Raw genomic sequence first — 20,397 nt, 5'->3', positions numbered from 1 at the left:
GGATTTATGGGACAAGAAACCAAGCAAGTGCTGATGTAGGTCAAGCTAGTTTAAGAGAACTTATGCCCCTTGATGAGAAAGTAGCACTTATTCGACTCACCAAATGAGCCGAATAATGAGATATTCAAATCATTGAGGCTGGAGAAGCACCTCTCCAGCCCAGAATGACTATTCACTCACCGCAAACACATCGCAGCGTGAAGCACAGATGAAGTCGTTTTTGTGTAGGCCTTTGATTGAATGGCTCCACCAAGTGACGGTGACTTTACCCCACTCCAATAAGATAGAAGGGTGATGGAACTCTTCTTCAGCTAACTCAGATACTTTATTGCTGAATGCCCATGCTTGTTTGTAGTTCTTAAACTTGTATACCTTTTCAAGCTGCGGGATGCTGTCTCTTTCGATGATTTGCCAATCAGACAACTCCAACAATAGCGACTGTTGTTCATCTTTAGTCAGGGCAATCGCATCGATGCTGCAGGCTTCGCATTTTAATTCATTCAACATGTGTCGGTTCCTTGGGTTCAAAAAGTGGTGGTAGTAACCCCGCCTCAATCGCGAGATCAGCTTGTTGTAACAGGTTTTCTTGGCTGATTTGAAATAGCTCAGCCAAGTCATTAATCACATAATATTTCGGTTGCATGATGTCGATGCGATAAGGGGTTCTTAGCACCGTTTGTAAATCAAAACGCTCACGAACGGCCAAGTCCCCTTCCAGCGCATAATTGGTTTCTGCTGGAGAAGAGAGAATGCCGCCACCGTAGATTTTCAATTTATCGCCCTCTTTTACTAATCCGAACTCAACCGTAAACCAATACAAACGGGCAAGATAACCTCGCTGTTTAGAGGTGGCGGCTTGGCCTAGCTTTCCATATTGCTCAGTGAAAGCGGCAAAATCAGGGTTAGTGAGCATGGCACAGTGACCAAAAATCTCATGGAAAAAATCTGGTTCTTGTAGGTAATCAAACTCTTCTCGCGTTCTCAAAAATGTTGCTACAGGGAATCGCTTATTGGCGAGCAAATCAAAGAAACGGTCGAAATCTATCAACGCAGGTACTGGCTGTACTTGCCAACCTGTTGTTTCCTTTAGAACTTTGTTTATCTCAGGGAGTTGAGGAACTCTGTCTAATGGCAGATCAAGCAGCGTCAATCCATACAGATAGGCTTCACATGCGCGATCATCAATGACGTCCAGTTGCCTTTTCACCAAGTCGTGCCAAATGGCGTCTTCTTCGAGGCTCCACTCAACCCATCCCTCTTGGCTCACGGGCTTAGAATGATATTGAGTCATTACGTACCTCCTTTCGAATGTCTCCCTTTAAGCCTATCCCCACTCATTGTAAGCGCCAAATTTACACTATTTTTCGAAACACCCCTTTATGTAACATTTTATTTACATAAATATATCGAAGCCTTATTTCACTGATCTTTTGACTTTGTAAAACCTTCATACCAGACTGAAATCGTTAAGTTTTTGTTAAAGGTAAAGGAATGTACGAAAGCAACAAGTCAGTTTGGCAGCCAAGTGAGCAGCGTATCGCTGATGCCAACTTAACCCGATTTATCGACAACCTTGATCTGTCTGAATTACATCTAGATAGAGGTATACAAAGCTACGCCGATCTCCATCAGTGGTCAGTGGATCAACCGGCGTCATTTTGGAAGAACGTGTGGCAGTTTTGTGGAGTGGTTGGCTCGCAAGGAAGTGAAATTCAAACTCAAGGTGAGAGCCGATGGCAGCAGCCTAAATCGAATCGTGATGCGGTTTGGTTTCCGAATGCGCAAGTAAACTATGCCGAGAACTTGTTGCGCTTGGCGAAAACCATGCCTGACGAGCACGCGATGTGGTTTGAGAACGAACGTGGTGAGCAACAGAGCTACACATGGAAAGCCCTATGTGAAGCTGTGTCCAACGTTCAGCAATGGCTTGTTGATAGCGGCGTGGGGCGAGGGGATGTGGTTGCTGCGTATACGCCCTACCTGCCACAAACTGTGATAGCCATGCTCGCGACCACCAGCTTAGGAGCCATTTGGACGTCAACCTCACCTGATTTTGGCGTTGAGAGTGTCATTGAGCGGTTTGGCCAAGTGAAACCCAAGATGCTATTCACCTGCGATGGTTACACTTTCAATGGTAAAACATTTGATATAGCAGACAAGAACAGCGCCATCATTGAGCACCTCAATGAGCTAAAACAAGTGTGTCAGATCGGCTATTTAAAAAAGAATGATTTTGAGCATGATGTGTCGCTACAAAGCTGGCACAACATCATCAATCATTACCAGCCACAACCTGTTCGATTTGTGCGTATCGGCTTCAATGATCCGCTGTTTGTGCTCTACTCTTCTGGAACCACAGGTAAGCCAAAGTGCATAGTGCACTCTGTTGGCGGCACCATCATCAACCACCTAAAAGAGCATCAACTGCACAGCGATGTTAAGCCGAAAGATCGCGTTTTCTACTACACCACATGTGGTTGGATGATGTGGAACTGGCACGTTTCTGCACTTGCCAGCGGTGCTTGTTTGGTGATCTTTGATGGCAGCCCTGTTTACCCGCAACCCAATGTACTGTGGGACTTAGCACAACGCACCGATGTGTCGCTGTTTGGTACATCTGCCAAGTATCTAGAAGCGATTGAGAAGGCAGAGATCTCGCCTATCGACAGTCACTCTCTACCTCATTTAAGAACGCTGTGCTCAACGGGGTCTGTACTTTACCCAGATCAATTTGATTACGTTTACAAACACATCAAACAAGATCTGCATTTGGCGTCTATTTCTGGCGGCACCGATATCTGTGGCTGTTTTGTGTTAGGTAACCCTATATCACCAGTGTATCGCGGTGAGTGCCAACAGGCAGGGCTTGGCGTCAACATCAAGGTATTCAATTCAACGGGTCATAAAGTCGATCACGAACGTGGTGAACTGGTGTGTACCAATTCCCTCCCAAACTTCCCAGTTGGCTTCTGGAATGACACCGGAGAGCGCTATCACAGCACTTATTGGGACAGGTTCGAAAATGTATGGCATCACGGAGACGAAGTCGCACAGAGCGTGCATGGCGGTTATCTGTTCTACGGGCGAGGCGACACCACGCTCAACCCTGGAGGTGTTCGTATTGGTACTGCTGAGATATACCAACAAGTGAACACCATTGAGGGCATCATAGACTCCATCGCCGTCGGTAAAGATGTCGACCGCAATGAGCAGATCTGGTTGTTCGTTCAACTGCAGCAAGGTGTGGTTCTCAATGAAACGCTATTGGCCGCCATTAAGCACAAGCTTAAATTATCTTGTTCACCAAGGCATGTACCGAGCCAAATTTTTACAATCAGCGACGTGCCAAAAACACGCTCAGGAAAACTGGTGGAGTTAGCGGTGAAGCAGGTCGTGAATGGCAAACCCGTTGAGAACATCGGTGCGATAACCAATGCGGATGTGCTCGATGAGATCAAGCGTGTGATTTCGCTTTAAACTTGAAACAAAAAAGCCCTCCACGAGTGAACATCGTGGAGGGCTTTCTACTCTTAACAGCCATGGGGCTTAATCTGAGCTATACGTTCGCATCCGCCTGATTCTCTGGCATCGCATCAATGAACGCAGGTAACTGGTTACACGCTGCAACAATCGAGTTAATCAGCGGATAAGGCGCCATATCAAGATCAAAGCGCAGCGCATTGTAAACTTGCGGCACTAAGCAAACATCGACGATACAGGGTGAATCCGTGAGGCTATACACTGAGTCACCGTGCGCTTTTCTGTGTTTAGCCAACTTCTCTTCTAAAGCATGGAAACCCTGGCTCATCCAATAATGAAGCCAATCCATTTTCGCCTCTTGTTCGCACGATAATTCTCTCTCCAAATACTGCAGCACACGCAGATTGTTCAGAGGGTGAATCTCCATCGCAATATCCTGAGCCATCGCCAACGCTTGGTAACGCAGTGGTTTTTGCTCAGGGATCAACAAGGTGTCTGGGCTGCTCTCACACAAATAGCTTTCGTCCAAGTATTGCAAGATCGTCAGCGACTGATTGAGTTGAACGTCACCATCCACCAGCACAGGCACTAATTCACTGGCATTGAGATCACGATATTGTGGATCATGCTGCTCGCCACCATTACGCACTAAATGCACCGATTTCGACTCATAGCTAAGTTGCTTTAGATTCAACCCAATACGCACTCGATAGGCTGCCGAAGAGCGCCAATAACCATAGAGCGTGATCTTCTTGTTCATATCGTGCCTCTCGATAGCTTATTTATGACTGTCGATATTGACTGACTTTTTGGTCAATCGCGCCAAAGATCGAGTCACCAGCCTCATCAAACATCTCAAGCTTAATCGAGTCACCAAACGACATGAATTGAGTCGACGGCTTACCATCACGAATCGTCTCTATCATGCGTACTTCAGCAATGCACGAGTAGCCTACACCACCTTCCTCAATTGAGGTGCCGTGGTCAGTGCCTTGTTTGTTCGATACCGTGCCAGAGCCAATGATTGCCCCTGCCGACAGTGGACGAGTTTTCGCAGCATGGACAATCAGCTCCGCAAAATTGAAGGTCATGTCCACGCCTGCATTCGGGCAGCCAAAAGGCGTGTCGTTGTAGGTTGAAGTCAGTGGCAGGTGCACCTTACTGCCTTTCCACTGTTCACCGAGCTCATCAGGCGTAACGGCAACCGGAGAGAACGCTGAAGACGGTTTAGACTGGAAGAAACCAAAGCCCTTAGCGAGCTCAGCAGGAATCAAACCACGCAACGACACATCATTCACTAGCATCAGCAGACGAATCGAATCATGCGCTTGCTTGGCACTGGCACCCATTGGCACATCTCCGGTAACCACCGCGACTTCGCCCTCAAAATCGATACCCCACTCGTCACTGGCAAATTCAATATTGTCATGTGGGCCAATAAACGAATCTGAGCCACCTTGATACATGAGCGGGTCAACCCAGAAGCTTTCTGGCATTTCAGCGCCACGAGCCTTACGCACCAGCTCAACGTGGTTTACATACGCGCTACCATCCGCCCATTGATAAGCACGTGGCAGAGGCGATTCACAATAATGAGGCGCAAACACTTCACTGCCCGTTACATGACCAGTGTTGATCGAGTTGTATAGCTCCTCTAACTGAGGTGCAACGCTGTCCCAGTTATCCAGAGCGACTTGCATTGTTGGCGTCAGATGCATCGCGTGGAAAATATCCGTCGCTGGCACACACTGTTTTAGATCTCTACTCACGACCATCAATAGACCATTGCGAGTACCATTTTTCTTGGTTGCTAATTTCATCCTTGTTGCCCCTTACTTCTCTTGCCAACTGTAGACATATTCTTTGTTCTCAACGCTATCGAGCTCATCAGAAAACTGCAGTGCATGACGGGTATCAATCATCACAGCCACTTCGTCGGTAAACTTTTTCTTATACGCTTGCCCAGCCTTAAAGGCTTTCGGGTGAGGGCCATGAGTGAAGCCAGCAGGGTGGAAAGTCACCATGCCCGCTTCAATATTGTCACGACTGAAAAAGTCTCCAGCGTGATAGAAAAGCACTTCATCGTAATCATCGTTGTTATGGTAGAACGGCACTTTCAGCGCACCAGGGTCGCTCTCTATCGGGCGTGGCACAAAGGTACAAACCACAAAGCCTGCGCCAACAAAGGTGGTATGTGCAGACGGTGGCAAGTGGTAGCGATGTGACATCAGCGGTCTGATATCGCGCCAATTCACTTTCACCACGGCCAAATCACCATGCCAGCCAACCGCGTCTAAAGGATTGAACGGATAAGTGATCACACTGACTTTTTCGTGGCGTTTCACCTGCACTTGAGTTTGAGCTTCTGAATACTGAGCGCGGAATTGATCGTTGATCGATGGGATTTCAAGAACCGCCGGATCAAACACCGCGTGATTGCCGACCATGCCCTTCTCTGGCAAGGAATAAGCGGCGTCGGTGTTCTCAATCATCAGGATGAACATTGGTTCACTTGGCTCCAAGCGCCAATTGGTCGAGCGCGGGATCATCACGTAATCCCCTTCACTCACCTCTAAATGACCATAGTCGCAATAGAGATCAGCCCTGCCTTGGTGAATAAACAGTAGCTCATCGCCATCGGAGTTACGTACCAAGAAATCCATCTTCTCATCCATGCGCCATACGCGAATTTTGCAGTCCGCGTTATGCAAAAGATGAGGCACAGCCCAAGGGGTTATCTGACTGGCTTTTTCTACCAGCGTAAAATCAAAAGCGCGAGGGCGTAAGTCGCCCTCCCACTCTGACCAACCTGTTGGCGCATGTTGGTGATGGAAGTGAGCGGCAGGGCCGAAGAAACCACTTCGGCCCGCCTCTCGCTCATAGATAGCCTCTTCGGGGAAATCAGCATGCGCTTGTTTAGAGCACACCCCCTCCCGATGAGGAAACGAGATCCATTTATGCATCGTCTAATACTCCTCGACGAATCTGGTCCTCTTCGATCGATTCAAACAGCGCCTTGAAGTTGCCTTCACCAAAGCCTTCATTGCCTTTACGCTGAATGATTTCAAAGAACACAGGTCCAATAACCGTCTGTGTGAAAATTTGCAGCAAGATACCGTCTTTAGTCGGTGCACCATCAATCAGAACACGCAGCTCACGCAGCAGATCAGTGTCTTCACCATGGCCTTTAACGCGCTCATCAACTTTCTCGTAGTAGGTATCTGGGGTTGGCATAAAGTCCATGCCGCGATCACGCAGAGTTTTCACTGTTTTGTAGATATCGTCTGTAGCGAGTGCGATGTGTTGGATGCCTTCACCGTTATATTCACGGATGAACTCTTCGATTTGTGACTTATCGTCGGAAGACTCATTGATAGGGATACGGATTTTGCCACACGGGGAGGTCATTGCGCGGCTCACAAGGCCTGTCAGCTTACCTTCGATATCAAAGTAACGAATCTCGCGGAAGTTACCGATACGCTCATAAAAACCCGACCACAGGTCCATATTGCCTTGTTTCACGTTGTGCGTAAGGTGGTCGATCTCGTAGAGGCCTACATCCGCTTTCGCCATGCGCTCTTCCGCATCATCATAGAATCGGAAATCAACATCATAGATGCTCTGCTTGCCGTAACGGTCTACGAAATAAAGCAAACTTTCACCGATACCGTAAATAGCAGGAATGCTCAGCTCCATTGGCCCGATTTCTGTCTTGTACTCTTCACCACCACCTGTAGAAGCCTGCGTCATTGCCGTGGTTGCATCGTTAACACGAAACGCCATGCCACATACCGATGGGCCGTGAACTTTAGCGAACGCTTCAGCTTGGCTGTGTGGTTGTTCATTGACGATAAAGTTGATGTCACCTTGTCGATAAAGCCAAGCCTCTTTTGAACGGTGCTTAGCGATCTCGGCAAAACCAAGTGACACAAACAGCGCTTTAAGTTGCTCAATTCCCTTGTGGTCGACAGCTGTGTATTCAACAAACTCGAATCCATCCGTGCCAAGCGGGTTGTATGACTCCACCATGAACTTTCTCCTTGTACCTATCGATCTTGTGTTACGTTTTTTATGAGATGATTGTTTGTTTTTTGTCCTTAATTAAATTTGGCCCACAAGCCGACAGATTGGAATGGATGGAGAGAAATGAACAATCACGCTAAAAACCCGTCAATTTGTAAAACATTTGTTACACACCAACTCTAATCACAAGAAAGTGAGCGCTATCAAGGGATTGAAAGGTGGTGGTTTGATTTACATGTAAGCAAGAGATGTTATTGAATTGTTACACACAAGCTTTTATGAGCTAAGGTGATAAGTCGAACATTAGACTGATGAGGCAAAAAAGCCGCTGTAGTCAGCGGCTTGATAAGTTCTAAAACGAAGCTAATTCGAATATAGGGTTCGCGTTAATCCCAGTTGAGAATCGACCAATTCGGTTGATCGGCCAGTGCTTTCAAACGCGGGCATGGGTTCACTAAATACGCAAAATCAGCGTGTTCACACAAAGGTAAGTCGTTGATTGAATCGGTATAAAAATGAATGTCTGAATAGTTAGTTTCTTGATTGTCTAACCACTCATTCAAACGGGTGACCTTACCTTCTCTGTAGCTCGGCACACCTAATATTTGAGAAGTAAAACGGCCTTGATTTTCGACCAAATCGATACCGAGTGCATTCTCGATACCAATCTTACGGCCCACAGCTTCTACTAAAAAAGTGACGCTCGCCGAGATGATCAACATGTCGATATAGTCACGCTCAAGCTGATCTATCAATGCTTTCGACTGTTTAAACTGCTTAGGTAAAATACACTGTTCCACACACTCTTCCACCAAAGCGCTGACTTGCTCAGTTGGCATGTCAGCCAGTGGCTCCATAGCAAACGCAAGGTAGTCTTCCATGTTCAGCCTACCTTCCGCATATAAGCCCATTAAACGTTGGTCTTCTTCAATAAAGTTCGGTGCTGTAGCAATGCCCTTTTCAACCAAGAATTCATTCCAAAGCATCGCTGCATCGGCATTGATCAGCGTTTCATCCATATCGAATACATACAAAGGTTTGAACATCTTAGGCTCTCACAGGTTGAATTTCGTTAAGGTTAAACAGCAGTTCAAGTTGGCTGCCATTTGCCAATAGTCGTTCTGAAGAACGGTTAAGCAGGTCGACCGTCAGCTCGCATTCATCAACATCCACTTGGTAGCGAATCACGTTGCCCAACAGCTGGTGGTTACGAATAGTGCCGGTTTTCGGCGCAGAGATATGTTCGCCATATTGTCGACCTTGCTCTTTAACGTAGATAGATTCAGGTCGAATCGCCACCTTCCACTCAGTTTCAATATTAAACAGCTGCTTAGCCTTGTTCGCTTGAACCAAGTTGTAGTGTCCCATAAACCCTGCCACAAACTCATTAGCTGGTTGAGTGTAGATCTCTTCAGGTGTACCGGATTGGACGATCTCACCTTTATTCATCAAGAAGATACGGTCAGACATGATCATCGCTTCTTCTTGATCGTGAGTCACGAAGATCGTGGTTAGGTTCATCTCTTTTTGAATATCTCGGATCTGCTGGCGCAGATGTTTGCGGATCTTCGCATCCAGCGCTGAAAGTGGTTCATCAAGCAATAAAATACGCGGCTTGACCACCAAGGCCCTGGCTAAAGCCACACGCTGACGCTGACCACCTGATAATTGATGCGGGTAGAACTTCTCTTTGCCCGATAAGTCCACCAGCCCAATCACTTTCGCGACTTCGCGCTTTATCTCGTCAGCAGCAAGCTTTTTCATTTTAAGGCCAAACGCAATGTTGCCCTCAACCGTCATGTTTGGGAACAAAGCATAAGATTGAAACACCATGCCGATGCCACGCTCTTGCGGCACTTGGTGAGTGATCTCTTCACCATTCACCCAAATCTCGCCACCATCGACCGGATTTAGGCCTGCTAAGCTTCGCAGCAGCGTTGATTTCCCGCAGCCACTTGGGCCAAGCAACGTGATGAATTCCCCCTTCTCGATAGAGAATTCAATGTCTTCAAAAACTGTGTTGTCACCAAAACGCTTGGTGAGGTTTTTCGCATGTACATAGCTCATTATTTGGTTCCTTGGCTGAAACGACTTGCCAACCAAGTCAGTAAGAAAATAAACAGGAAGTACGTCATCACAAGGGCTGACGTGAAGTGACCGCTGGTTTGACGCATATTGTATAGGTAGATTTGTAGTGTCTCGTAACGTGTACCAACCAAGATGTTGGCAAACACGAACTCGCCTAGTAGGAACGAGAACGATAAGAACAGCGACGCCATTAAGCCTTTTTTAAGGTTTGGCAAAATAATCAACAAGAACGCTTTGGTAGTGCTTGCACCGAGCAGGTGAGCCGCATCCATCAAGTCGTGCAAGTTGATTGCATCAAAGCTGTTGGCAATCGCGCGATACATGAATGGCAGCGCGATGGTGAAGTAAGTACCAATCAAAATCCACGGCGTGCCTATCAGTGAGATTTCGCTATCGGCATACAGCTGAAGCAAGCCTACCGAAGACACCACTGGCGGCACAGCGAACGGCAATAAGATCAGGATATTCATGACCCTGTCGAGTTTCGGGAAATAATAAAACACTACGAAAATCGCAGGCAGAATCAACACCACACTCAATGACAACGCCGCTACACAGATAAACAGTGAACGACCAAAGGCTTGTAAGAAGCGAGGATCCGTCAGCAGGTTGATGTACCAATCCAAAGTAAAACCATCAGGCAAGATCGTGGCGCCCCAACGCGACGAGATCGAGTAAATAAAGGTCGCTAAGATCGGGATCATCATGATGCCAACGATCAAATAGACCACGGTTTTATGAAAGTGAGTATTTACGGTGTTCATTACTTTCTCTTCCCTGCATAGCTTTTGCTGATCAGCCATTGGTTAATCACAGTGATAAAGGCCAGCATCGCCATCAGAATCACGGAAATTGCCGCAGCTAGGTTAGGTTCTAGGAACAAATCGCCCGATACCAAGCTCGCGATACGAATCGTAATCACATTGTAGTTACCCGAGGTCAACGCATACACGCTTGCATAGGCGCCAATCGCATTAGCAATCAAGATGATGAAGGTGCCCAATAAAGCCGGAGACAACACAGGAAGCGCAACTTTAGTCCAGTATTGCCAGGTTTTCGCACCAAGCAGCGCTGAGGCGGCTTGCCAGTCGTCGCTAAGGGCATCAAACGCTGGATACAGCAACAACACCGCTAATGGGATCTGGAAGTAGATATAAATCGCCAGTAAGCCCCACTTGCCGTACAAGTCGAAGTCTCCCAGCAATCCGTACTGCTTGAGCAATAAGGTAATTGCACCATTGGTGCCTAAGATGATGATAAAGGCGAACGACAGAGGGACACCCGAGAAGTTGCTGCTCATATTAGTAAAGGCAATAACCGCGTCGCGGATTTTAGAGTCGACACGGCGCAGTGAAGAAACGAGCAGGGTCGCAATCGCCAAACCAAAGATACTCGACCAAATCGACAGCCATAAACTGTTGCCAAAGGCCTGCATAATGAAGACTGAATCGAAGATTTCAGAGTAGTTTTCTAAAGAAAGCTCATCGTCGTAGAAGAAGCTGTTGATCAACACCCAAACCATAGGAGCCAGTTGGAACAGGTAGAAAAACAGGGCGAAAGGCGCAAACCACAAAGCGGGCTTGAAGCGTTTGAACCAAGATTTGGTTTGAGGTTTAAGGGCAGAGCCATCGCTCGGCATGATTACAGAGCTGCTCATAGGGCCAACATTTCCTGAGTGTAAGATTTATCGTGTTCAAGGTTGAGTAGCTGACACACGCTGCCGCAGATATCGGTCTGTTTCACTGAACAGGCTTGGTGTGTGAACTTATCGCCAATCACAAAGAATGGCACTTCACGCTCTTCAGGCAGAATGCCACCGTGTGATAAGTCATTATTCATGCCGTGGTCACTAGTGATGATCACCTGATAACCTTCGTCCACCCATTTCTCAAGGTAGTTCGATAGGTAGATATCTGCGCCACGTGCACTATTACGGTATTGGCGAGAGTCCAACCCGTGCTTGTGGCCCATGTCGTCAATGTTCATTGGGTGAATCAGCAAGAAGTCCGGCTGATGAATGACACGCAAATGCTCAGCATCCAAGAACAAGGCTTCATCTGGGTAGTGGTCCCAGTGATAAAAACAGCCATGTTGAATGTTCATGGTTTCGTCGTTGGTAAAGCGATCACGCACCGCATCAAATGGCGCTCGGTTATACAGTTCACTCACCCAGTGATACGCCGCAGCGGCCGTTACTTTGCCCTGTGATTTAGCCAAACTAAAAATCGATTCGTGATTCGACAAACGCACAACTTGGTTATTAACGATGCCACTCTCAACGGGGCGAACACCGGTTAAGATGCACTCATACAGTGGACGAGACATGGACGGCAGCTCACACTGCATTGGGTAAAGTGTGGCGCGAAGCTTGTTTTTTTGCGCGCTCACGTTTAGCGAGTCGCCCTGTTTTTCATGAAGATCGCTCAGTTCTAGAAGACCGTTCAGGTAGCCCATGCAATCACGGGCTACCTGATAATTCAGTCCATCTAGAACAACAAGGATAACCTTATTGCTCATGGTCTATTCTCTGTTGCTTGTTTGAATATGGATTACTGCTGATGAATCAAGACGCTTTCTTGCCATTGACGCGGCAGACGACGTGCTGATTTTTCCCATGCTGAGAAATCAGTGACTGGGTGAACGTTGCTGTATTGCTCGTCCGAGATCAGCTTGTCTTGTACTGATTGAGGAAGCGTAACGTTGCTTCGGATTGGGCGCGCGTAACCTTCTGCTAGGTTGATCTGGCCTTGGTCGCTGAAGATGTATTCACGAGCCAACTTTGCGGCATTCGGGTTCTTCGCGTATTTGTTGATGATAGTGGTGTAACCAGAGATCACTGAGCCATCTTGTGGGATGTTTACAGTGAAGCGCTCACGGTCAATCTTGTCGCGGTAGTTCAGTGCATTGAAATCCCACATGATCGCGACTTCCACTTCACCTTTTTCAAGATTCGCAATGCTTGGATCTGTGTAAGATAGACGGCCTTGCTTCGCTAGCTCACCAAAGAATTTAATCGCCGGTTTTAAGTTCGACTCATCACCACCATTCGCAAATGCTGCAGCTAGAATCGCGTTGTTTGCTTGTGCTGCGACACCTACATCACCAACAGTAACTTTGTAATCGCCTTCTAATAGATCACTCCAAGATTTTGGTGCGTCTTTAACAAGGTTGTTGTTTGAGATAAACGAGATAGTGCCCGTATAAGCCAGAGCCCAGTGACCATCTTTGTCTTTCGCCCAGTCCGGAATATCATTCCAAGTACTTGGCTTGTATGGCTGAGTCACGTCTTTCTTCACCGCAACACGCGCAAAGGCGAAGCCAACGTCACCGATATCTGCGGTTGCGTTTCTTTTCTCCGCTTCAAATTTCGAGATCTCTTGTGCTGAGCTCATGTCAGTATCCTGATGCTTCAAACCGTAGTTCGCTTTCAGATCAGCCCATGTGCCTTTCCAGTTTGCCCAACTATCTGGCATGCCCACACTGTAAACCGCACCCTCTTTTTGAGCAGCTTCAATCAGTGACTCAAGATCGGTATCCTGCGCCATCGCTGGCATTGAAAGTGTTGCCGCTATTAGCGTTGCGCCAATCAGTTTGGCTGGCGATACAGTTGAACGGCTAAGCAAAGTTTTCATTGTCTCTATCCCTCTGGACTAGGTCAGTAAGTTCGTTTTGTATGCTATCGCCAGAGTGTGACGCTTTCGCGCAACTTATTTGACAGTTAGAGTACATTTTCGTGGCAGTTATATTTCACTCATATGACAGTAAGCCCTTGTTTAATGTCACATTCCTGTTAACTCCATGGTTTACCTTATTGAGCACACGAACTTATGGACTAGATCAGCAATGAGAACATTGGCAACAGCGCAATCAGGGACACAACTAGGTAGAATTAAGGCGAGCATCAGAGAACAACTTCAATCGGGTATCTTCACCGAGGGACAAAAACTGCCATCCGAACGAAAGCTCAGCGAACTGTTTTCCACCACACGAATCACGCTCAAAGATGCATTGGTGTCGTTAGAAACTGAAGGTCTGATATACCGAGAGGAGCGCCGAGGCTGGTATGTGTCACCCAAACGTATTCGCTACAATCCATTGTCTCGTTACCACTTCCATCAAATGATTCGCGAACAAGATCGCATTGCAGAAACACGACTGCTGAGCACTCGCACAGAGATGGCGGCTGGCGACTACGCCAAAGCATTAGAGATAGAGCAGATAACGCCAATACATGTGATTGAGCGATTACGCTTTATTGATGGCAGAGCGGTACTGTTCGTTGAAAACGTATTGAAAGCCCCCCTCTTTGAAAAAATATTGTCGGAGAACCTCACCATGTCGCTGACAGGTATCTATCGAAAAAAATACGGCTATGAGACCAAACGTTCACGCTTTGATGTCATTCCCACTTCAGCCCCAGCCTATGTCGCTAAGGCGCTAAATTTGGCTGAGGGTCAACCGGTGCTTAAGATCTGCCGTGTGAACTACAAGCAAGATGGTGAGCTAATGGACTGTGAATTGGAATACTGGCGACCAGACTCAGTAGTGATCCACATTGATAACATTGGCTAGTGCCGCATCCGTTAAGATGGGTATCCCCACATATACAAAAACTCCGACTGACTAGGTCGGAGTTTTAGTTTTTACTATGAGGTTTAAGGGCGCGCAGGTTAAATAATCCCCTGCACACTTTCTCCTGTAAGCTTGTTCTTATCAGACAAAAAACTCGCTACGACTTCTCTCAGTGTACCTTGATTAACAGGCTTAGGTAGAAACTCATCCATACCCACATCAAAGCATAAGTGCTTATCTTTCAGCACTACGTTGGCTGTCAGCGCCACAATAGGAATATGTTTCGACGTCCCTTCTTCAAGTGCTCTAATCTGTTTCGTCGCTTCAAATCCATCGAGCACTGGCATCTGACAATCCATGAAGATCATCTGATACTCATTATGCTTAAACTTATCGACTCCCACTTTACCGTTATCGGCAATGTCTACCTCAAAGCCAAGCTTCTTAAGTATCATCTTGGCAACCTGCTGGTTGACTCTAGAGTCTTCAACCACCAGAACTTTACCGCTAAATAATGCAGCTTCAGGCTTAGGTTCTTCGGCCTCGACGCCCTCTTTCACTACCACCGCTGATTTAGTGGTTGGTACAGGCTCATTGTCCTTAAACGCCACCTCCCCTCGATTTGGATAGGTAAAGGTCTCGGTTTTCGCTGTTCTCGCTAACACCTCACTGATGGTCCATTTAAGTTGGTTATCTTGATACGGGCGAGCAATGTAGGCAATAAAACCCACTTGCTTAGCATGCATCTCGTCTTGTTGACGTGGATCAGCAGAGATCATGACAAGCTTAGGGCAAGCTTTGCCAAAGCGCTCAATCAGGTTTCTTGCAAGCTGGAACCCATCGATGGAAGGCATCACTTTATCAATCAACACTAAGTCGTAAGGCGAAGCGCTTTCGACAGACTCTGAAACGAGCTCTAACGCTTGGGTTGCGGTTTCACAGCATGTAGAGCACACACCAAACGATTGTAGCTGTGCCGATGTAATGCGCATGTTCAGTTGGCAATCATCCACCAACAACACCGAGACGTTATTAAAATCGATATTACTCTCGTCGACCACCAAACAAGGATCAAAGTCAGCCACAAAGTAAAAGGTACTGCCCTTGCCTTCAATACTGGTTAGCTGAAGCTTGCTGCCCATTAAGGTCACAATCTTATCGCATATGGTCAAGCCCAAACCGGTACCGCCGTATATGCGCGTGGTACTGCCATCCGCCTGCTGAAACTTATCAAATATCGATTTTTTTTTGTCTTCTGCGATACCAATACCGCTGTCGGCCACTTCAAATCGAACTCTCAATTTCTGCTCAGGCTCAATCACTTGCTCTAAGCGAAGAGAAAGCGTGACATGACCGCGCTTGGTAAATTTGATGGCGTTACCCACTAAGTTATTCAGCACTTGTCTGAGCTGCGTTCCATCACCAATCACCATGGTTGGAACCTTAGGATCTATCGCCAGTTGGAATCGAAGCCCTTTTTGCTCGGCTTTCACTCTGAACGTCGACTCAACATCGGCCGCAATGCCCATCATTTTCATCGGCTCTTGTTGAAGCTCTAAACGTCCCGCTTCAATTTTCGAATAATCCAAGATGTCATTGATAAGGTCGAGAAGAGTTAACGAAGAGGTGTTGAGCATGTTGACGTACTCTTTTTGCTCTTTCGGCATATCCATTTCTGAAAGCATAGACGAAAGTCCGATAATTCCATTCATTGGAGTGCGGATTTCGTGGCTCATGTTAGCCAAAAATTCACTCTTGTTGCGGTTTGCAACTTCAGCCGTCTCTTTAGCTTTAATCAACTCTTGATACTGTTGACGAATGCGTTCAATTGATTGGTTGTAGCTGTTTTCCAACGTCGATATTTCATCTCTATAAGTAGAGTCGGTTGGCGTTAAAAAACGGGGTTTATTGTCTTCAACTTGCTGCTCGTTTATCTGAGAAGACATGGCCATTAAGCGTTTTACGACCAAGCGATAAACAATGACCAGAGAGACCAATGATAGCAAAAAGATTTTCACGGCTTCAAAAGCAAGTAGCAACACCACTCGTTCTTCGAAGTCATTGAGGATCATACTTAAATCGGACTGCACCGTTAGGGTGGCAAGTGGGAAGTCCTTCCCCCCCATTTGATACACCATTTCCCATGACTGAGAATACGATTGCCCGGTTGTAGGGCTGCCAAGCTCTATGATTTTTTCGTCAGGGCTTTCGATAAGAAGATAACTGACCGAAGGGAGACGAGAAATGCCCTCCGCTTGCACAAACAACTGAGCGCGATCTTCAACCCATAGGCTTGACGTTAAACCAGAAAGGTAACCAGCTTGGACCTGTTCGATCTGAGAGCTGATAAAAGAAATTCGATTTTGGTACTCCACATACAGCCCCAGACCTGTCACTATAACTGTGAATAAGGTACTGATGGCAATGATGGCCCCGATTAACTGTCGAGAGAGTCCAATATAGCGTTTTCCTTTTTTCACCATATAAAAATTACCAATGTTGTTATCTTAGTAAACTACAATTACTCAACTAGTATAGTAGTAGTCATTCATCAAATAACTAGGGAAGGTTATGAAAAAACATCTTATCGTTGCATCCATAGTCACTTTTTTTTCAAGTAGTTATGCTTTCTCAAGCGAGCCTCTTCACTACTACATTATTGCGAGCCAAGCGCAACCTTTTCAGATCGAAACTGACGGGTCATCCCACAGAGGAATCGTTTCTGATATTGTTGAAGCCGTGTTTAACGATAGCCAGTACGAGATTAACTACCACACCTACCCTTTTAATCGAATGATTGACAAGCTAGATGCGAGAGAGAACCCAAATTGGGTTACCTACGGCAGTCCTAGCTGGGGAAACATCCAATCAGTAAACCTATCTGAAGAGCCAATTTACAATGTAAAACACGTATTGCTGAGTAGCGGTAAAAAGCCGTTCGAGTTCAATACCATTAGCGATTTAGATGGGAAGGCAGTGGTATTGCTAGTGGGATTTGAATATCCAAACTTAGAGCCGTACATCAAGCAAGGTAAGCTCAATGAGATCCGTGTAAAAGATTATACGGCTGCATTCCGCATTATTAACCGTGCACCTGGTGATACGGTATTTGTAGAAATGGAATCACGAATCAAATACAACCTAAACGATAAGAAGCTCAATATCGATGATTACCAAATGCAGGACTTCGGTTCAGTCATCAATAACTACCCAATTCATTTGGCTTTCGACCCAGAAATGGATCCCAAGCTCGAGACTTTTATTAACCAACGTTTAGACCAAATGAAAGACGATGGACAGCTTGATAACATCGTCCAAAGTTACTTATAGTTCTAACGTTATTCTATGGCTCGTTAGCGCACTCTAGCGACTTCGGATACCGGAACAACGTAAATACAAAAGGCCGCCTGTTTTTAGCGTACAAACTAACCAGAGCGGCTTTTTTAATGTGTACTTAATGTGATGCGATCAAATGCAGTTGCTGACTACGAAGTTGTTGGCGCACTGCCATCAAAATTTTCCCTAAGTGATTCTCACCGGTTCCGTCTCCCCCATCTCCCCAAAAATGGTCTTTATGAGAGTGCTCTTTGATCACCGAATCACCCGTGCTCGTTAAAAACAAAGCAAACTGCGGGTTCTGTGTGAATTTCTCGGTCACAATGAATCGCATCACCTCTACACGAATATCGTACCAGTCCTCTCGAACCTGCTCTTCGTATTGTCGGCTTAATGAGAATGCTTCAGCAGGTGTGCAGGCTTCAAGAATCATGTTTCTCAGCGACGGTGAAGAAAACTTCATTGCCTGATAATAGTGCTCACTGGTTGCCCACACTTGCCCATCCACCTTGATCGGGCAAACGGCAAAATTTGAAAGGTATCCATTCGGATCTTCTGGTTCATAAAACAACACTTCTTCAGCTTGAGCCACAGAATTCGACATAGCCTTCTCCCTACCAACGACATAGCATATTTTTGCTTTGCCTTTAAAATTAGTGGCGTCACATATTGCTGTCAAACAACTTAGTTAAAGAGTATGCCGTCAGCCTGCTTTTAAACGAAAAGTAGAAGCTGCCGAGAGAATTTGTATAAGTGAACTTTGTGCTCAGAAGGTAAAATTACAGATGAGAATCAAATGAGAAATGAATAAAGTGCTTATAAATCAAAGGGTGGCCTTGAGCCACCCTATTACATGCAATCGGGGATATTAGTGAATAAGACCTAGCTCCCTCGCTTCTTCCAGACTCAAACCGCTTTCTCTAATTTCTCTTAGAGCCTCGATACGACGACGAGCTTCAGCGGACTTCATTTTCTTTTCTGGTTTGAAAGATACTTCTTCTTCAGCATCCCACTTATTTGCAATGTTTGTCATTTCATCATGGTTGATAGAATTAATGGACATGTTTTCCTCCGAAAAGCACCATGTAATGGACAGGTAATCTGTAGCAAATGCTATTTCGCTTGTTAAGAAATTCTGCACTGAAATGTGATGATTCCGACGCTTCATAAATCTAATTAACAATTAGCTCATTTAAACTTTGCCAAAGCCATTTTCTGCAATTACGTTTAAAAGATTCCCCATAAGGAATGTGGTTTGATCCGAATCTCACTTTCCTCCCTTAGACTTCGCGTTTCCCACTGAAAATTCCTGAAATATTCCAAGATAAATTTCGAGGCACTTCATTGTTTTTGTACTGATCGATCTCACTAAATCCAACACATATTAGCGATAATAATTATCAATATCACAACTAAGTATCTATCATGTCTATGGAAAATCCAGATACACCTCTTCTCGAAGTGAAGAACCTATGTGTCGACTACATCACCGATGACGGAGACTTCAACGCGGTAAAGTCCGTCAGCTTTAGCATAGGGCAAGGAGAAATCTTTGGTCTGGCTGGCGAATCGGGTTGTGGCAAGAGCACCATCGCATATGCTATTAACCGACTTCACAAGCCGCCCGCATTTATCTCTGGCGGTCAAATACTTTTTGACGGGCAAGACCTACTGAGAATATCTGACAGCCAGCTTAATACATTGCGCTGGAGTGAGATCGCCATGGTGTTCCAGAGTGCCATGAACTCACTCAACCCTGTATTAACTATCGAAGAACAATTTGCTGACGTACTACGCCACCACAAAGGAATGAGTGATGAACAAGCCAAGGACCGCGCAGAAAAGCAGCTCGATCTGGTGAATATTCCTCGCCATCGCCTGACCGAATACCCTCATCAATTTAGTGGCGGTATGCGTCAACGATTAGTGATTGCGATTGCTCTCGCGCTCAATCCCAAACTGATCATCATGGATGAGCCAACTACGGCTTTGGATGTCGTCGTTCAACGAGAAATATTGCAACAGATACAACATCTTAGAGAAGAGTTCGGCTTCTCTATCTTCTTTATCACCCACGATTTGGCCCTGATGAGCCAGCTGTGTGACCGCATTACCATTATGCGTCATGGCAAGTTGGTTGAAGTCAAACAAGCCTATGAGATTCGCAATAACCCTCAGCACTCCCACACCCAAAAGCTGTGGAGTTCCTTCCCTAATATTCACGAACATGCTCACGCCATAGCGTGCTAGGAGCCTTAATGTCACAATCAATTAAGCAAGTAAAAAACCTCGTTAAAGAGTTCACCGTTGGTGGCGGATTTGGCAAAGACATCTCAACCCTTAACAACCGCAGAGACATCTTGGACTACCGCAGCCAAGTGCAAATGGTGTTCCAAGACCCGTTTGGCTCGTTGAATCGACACATACTACAGAGCACCATTTAACACGCCCTCTCAAGATTCATCAGCAAGTCGCCAATAAACAAGCGCTAACAGAGCGCCTGGAAGAGTTATTAATGCTGGTGGAGTTACCAATTGAAACACTGGCTAAGTACCCTCACGAGCTCAGTGGGGGCCAAAGACGAAAGGGGGACCTAGCAAGAGCAATGGCTGTTGGCGTTGAGGTTATTCTTGCCGAAGAACCTACCTCCTGTTGGATGTTTCGATTCGACTTGGTGTGCTCAGCCTCATGCAACGAATGAAGAAAGAACTCGGGATTGACTTTTTGTACATAACCCATGATCTACCAACCGCACATTACATCGCAGAAGAGACAGCAGTTATGTACAAAGGACAGATCGTCGAATGGGGAGCCACTCAGTCGATCTTGACCAATCCTCAACACCCATACACCAAGCTATTGCTCTCTGCGGTGCCAGATCCTGATCTGCCATTTGGC

Annotated in this window: 22 protein-coding genes; 7 read left to right on the top strand and 15 right to left on the bottom strand. The window is 46.2% G+C overall.

The annotated features are described in order from the left end of the window. Positions 1-168: 168 nt before the first annotated feature. On the bottom strand, positions 169-507 hold the full coding sequence (locus ACTRWI_RS18845) for a 4a-hydroxytetrahydrobiopterin dehydratase (protein ID WP_422487860.1): 339 nt from the start codon (positions 505-507) through the stop codon (positions 169-171). Continuing rightward, positions 497-1,291 carry a phenylalanine 4-monooxygenase gene (gene phhA / locus ACTRWI_RS18840; protein WP_499133306.1) on the bottom strand — a complete coding sequence of 265 codons (795 nt, stop codon included), beginning with the start codon at positions 1,289-1,291 and terminating at the stop codon, positions 497-499. Before phhA ends, ACTRWI_RS18845 begins: the two co-directional genes overlap by 11 nt. Positions 1,292-1,491: 200 nt before the next feature. On the opposite strand from phhA, the gene ACTRWI_RS18835 reads away from it, so the two are divergent. Next, positions 1,492-3,477: an acetoacetate--CoA ligase gene (locus tag ACTRWI_RS18835; protein WP_499133305.1), complete on the top strand. Its 1,986-nt coding sequence runs from the start codon at positions 1,492-1,494 to the stop codon at positions 3,475-3,477. A gap of 79 nt (positions 3,478-3,556) precedes the next feature. On the opposite strand, the gene maiA is transcribed toward ACTRWI_RS18835, so the two are convergent. The 10 genes from maiA to ACTRWI_RS18785 form a co-directional block, all read right to left on the bottom strand. Next, positions 3,557-4,228 carry a maleylacetoacetate isomerase gene (maiA, locus tag ACTRWI_RS18830; RefSeq protein ID WP_499133308.1) on the bottom strand — a complete coding sequence of 224 codons (672 nt, stop codon included), beginning with the start codon at positions 4,226-4,228 and terminating at the stop codon, positions 3,557-3,559. Between the two features lie 34 nt (positions 4,229-4,262). After that, entirely contained in the window at positions 4,263-5,300 is a 1,038-nt protein-coding gene (locus ACTRWI_RS18825; RefSeq protein ID WP_499133304.1) for a fumarylacetoacetate hydrolase family protein, read from the bottom strand. Positions 5,301-5,312: 12 nt separating this feature from the next. Next, positions 5,313-6,443, bottom strand: coding sequence for a homogentisate 1,2-dioxygenase (locus ACTRWI_RS18820; protein WP_499133303.1), 1,131 nt, complete (start codon positions 6,441-6,443; stop codon positions 5,313-5,315). After that, entirely contained in the window at positions 6,436-7,509 is a 1,074-nt protein-coding gene (gene hppD, locus ACTRWI_RS18815; protein WP_499133302.1) for a 4-hydroxyphenylpyruvate dioxygenase, read from the bottom strand. The genes ACTRWI_RS18820 and hppD overlap by 8 nt, the downstream gene beginning before the upstream one ends. Positions 7,510-7,889: 380 nt before the next feature. Further along, a complete protein-coding gene (locus tag ACTRWI_RS18810) occupies positions 7,890-8,549 on the bottom strand; it encodes an HAD family hydrolase (protein ID WP_499133301.1) in 660 nt (219 codons plus the stop codon). A gap of 1 nt (position 8,550) precedes the next feature. Beyond that, positions 8,551-9,570 carry an ABC transporter ATP-binding protein gene (locus tag ACTRWI_RS18805; protein ID WP_499133300.1) on the bottom strand — a complete coding sequence of 340 codons (1,020 nt, stop codon included), beginning with the start codon at positions 9,568-9,570 and terminating at the stop codon, positions 8,551-8,553. Further along, positions 9,570-10,355 (bottom strand): ABC transporter permease, encoded by a 786-nt coding sequence (locus tag ACTRWI_RS18800; RefSeq protein ID WP_499133299.1) that lies wholly within the window; start codon positions 10,353-10,355, stop codon positions 9,570-9,572. Before ACTRWI_RS18800 ends, ACTRWI_RS18805 begins: the two co-directional genes overlap by 1 nt. Beyond that, positions 10,355-11,248 carry an ABC transporter permease gene (locus ACTRWI_RS18795; RefSeq protein ID WP_499133298.1) on the bottom strand — a complete coding sequence of 298 codons (894 nt, stop codon included), beginning with the start codon at positions 11,246-11,248 and terminating at the stop codon, positions 10,355-10,357. Before ACTRWI_RS18795 ends, ACTRWI_RS18800 begins: the two co-directional genes overlap by 1 nt. Continuing rightward, the gene (locus tag ACTRWI_RS18790; protein ID WP_499133297.1) at positions 11,245-12,108 is read right to left on the bottom strand and encodes an alkaline phosphatase family protein; all 864 of its coding nucleotides are present in this window, start codon (positions 12,106-12,108) and stop codon (positions 11,245-11,247) included. Before ACTRWI_RS18790 ends, ACTRWI_RS18795 begins: the two co-directional genes overlap by 4 nt. A 32-nt stretch (positions 12,109-12,140) precedes the next feature. After that, positions 12,141-13,223 carry an ABC transporter substrate-binding protein gene (locus ACTRWI_RS18785; RefSeq protein ID WP_499133296.1) on the bottom strand — a complete coding sequence of 361 codons (1,083 nt, stop codon included), beginning with the start codon at positions 13,221-13,223 and terminating at the stop codon, positions 12,141-12,143. Between the two features lie 211 nt (positions 13,224-13,434). Between ACTRWI_RS18785 and ACTRWI_RS18780 the strand changes: the two genes are divergently transcribed. Continuing rightward, entirely contained in the window at positions 13,435-14,163 is a 729-nt protein-coding gene (locus ACTRWI_RS18780) for a UTRA domain-containing protein (protein ID WP_499133295.1), read from the top strand. Positions 14,164-14,261: 98 nt separating this feature from the next. Here the strand turns inward: ACTRWI_RS18780 and ACTRWI_RS18775 are convergent, their stop codons facing one another. Next, a complete protein-coding gene (locus ACTRWI_RS18775; RefSeq protein ID WP_499133294.1) occupies positions 14,262-16,646 on the bottom strand; it encodes a response regulator in 2,385 nt (794 codons plus the stop codon). A gap of 88 nt (positions 16,647-16,734) precedes the next feature. On the opposite strand from ACTRWI_RS18775, the gene ACTRWI_RS18770 reads away from it, so the two are divergent. Beyond that, the gene (locus tag ACTRWI_RS18770) at positions 16,735-17,493 is read left to right on the top strand and encodes a substrate-binding periplasmic protein (RefSeq protein WP_499133293.1); all 759 of its coding nucleotides are present in this window, start codon (positions 16,735-16,737) and stop codon (positions 17,491-17,493) included. A 124-nt stretch (positions 17,494-17,617) separates the two neighbouring features. On the opposite strand, the gene ybiA is transcribed toward ACTRWI_RS18770, so the two are convergent. Next, positions 17,618-18,103 carry a riboflavin biosynthesis intermediates N-glycosidase gene (ybiA, locus tag ACTRWI_RS18765; protein ID WP_499133292.1) on the bottom strand — a complete coding sequence of 162 codons (486 nt, stop codon included), beginning with the start codon at positions 18,101-18,103 and terminating at the stop codon, positions 17,618-17,620. A gap of 264 nt (positions 18,104-18,367) precedes the next feature. Beyond that, the gene (locus ACTRWI_RS18760; protein WP_004736928.1) at positions 18,368-18,562 is read right to left on the bottom strand and encodes a PA3496 family putative envelope integrity protein; all 195 of its coding nucleotides are present in this window, start codon (positions 18,560-18,562) and stop codon (positions 18,368-18,370) included. A 362-nt stretch (positions 18,563-18,924) separates the two neighbouring features. Between ACTRWI_RS18760 and ACTRWI_RS18755 the strand changes: the two genes are divergently transcribed. From ACTRWI_RS18755 to ACTRWI_RS18740, 4 genes are all read left to right on the top strand, one after another. Next, positions 18,925-19,749: an ABC transporter ATP-binding protein gene (locus ACTRWI_RS18755; RefSeq protein WP_499133291.1), complete on the top strand. Its 825-nt coding sequence runs from the start codon at positions 18,925-18,927 to the stop codon at positions 19,747-19,749. A gap of 8 nt (positions 19,750-19,757) precedes the next feature. Then, positions 19,758-19,943 (top strand): hypothetical protein, encoded by a 186-nt coding sequence (locus tag ACTRWI_RS18750; protein ID WP_499133290.1) that lies wholly within the window; start codon positions 19,758-19,760, stop codon positions 19,941-19,943. Between the two features lie 14 nt (positions 19,944-19,957). Continuing rightward, complete coding sequence (locus ACTRWI_RS18745; RefSeq protein WP_499133307.1) at positions 19,958-20,200, top strand: ATP-binding cassette domain-containing protein; 243 nt, start codon at positions 19,958-19,960, stop codon at positions 20,198-20,200. Beyond that, positions 20,188-20,397 (top strand): ABC transporter ATP-binding protein (locus tag ACTRWI_RS18740; protein WP_499133289.1); only part of this gene is annotated, 210 nt, incomplete at its 3' end. The genes ACTRWI_RS18745 and ACTRWI_RS18740, both read left to right, overlap by 13 nt.

Source organism: Pseudoalteromonas sp. G5_S1_14_S5 (assembly GCF_054968605.1).
This window is presented reverse-complemented; position numbering and strand designations above follow the sequence as displayed.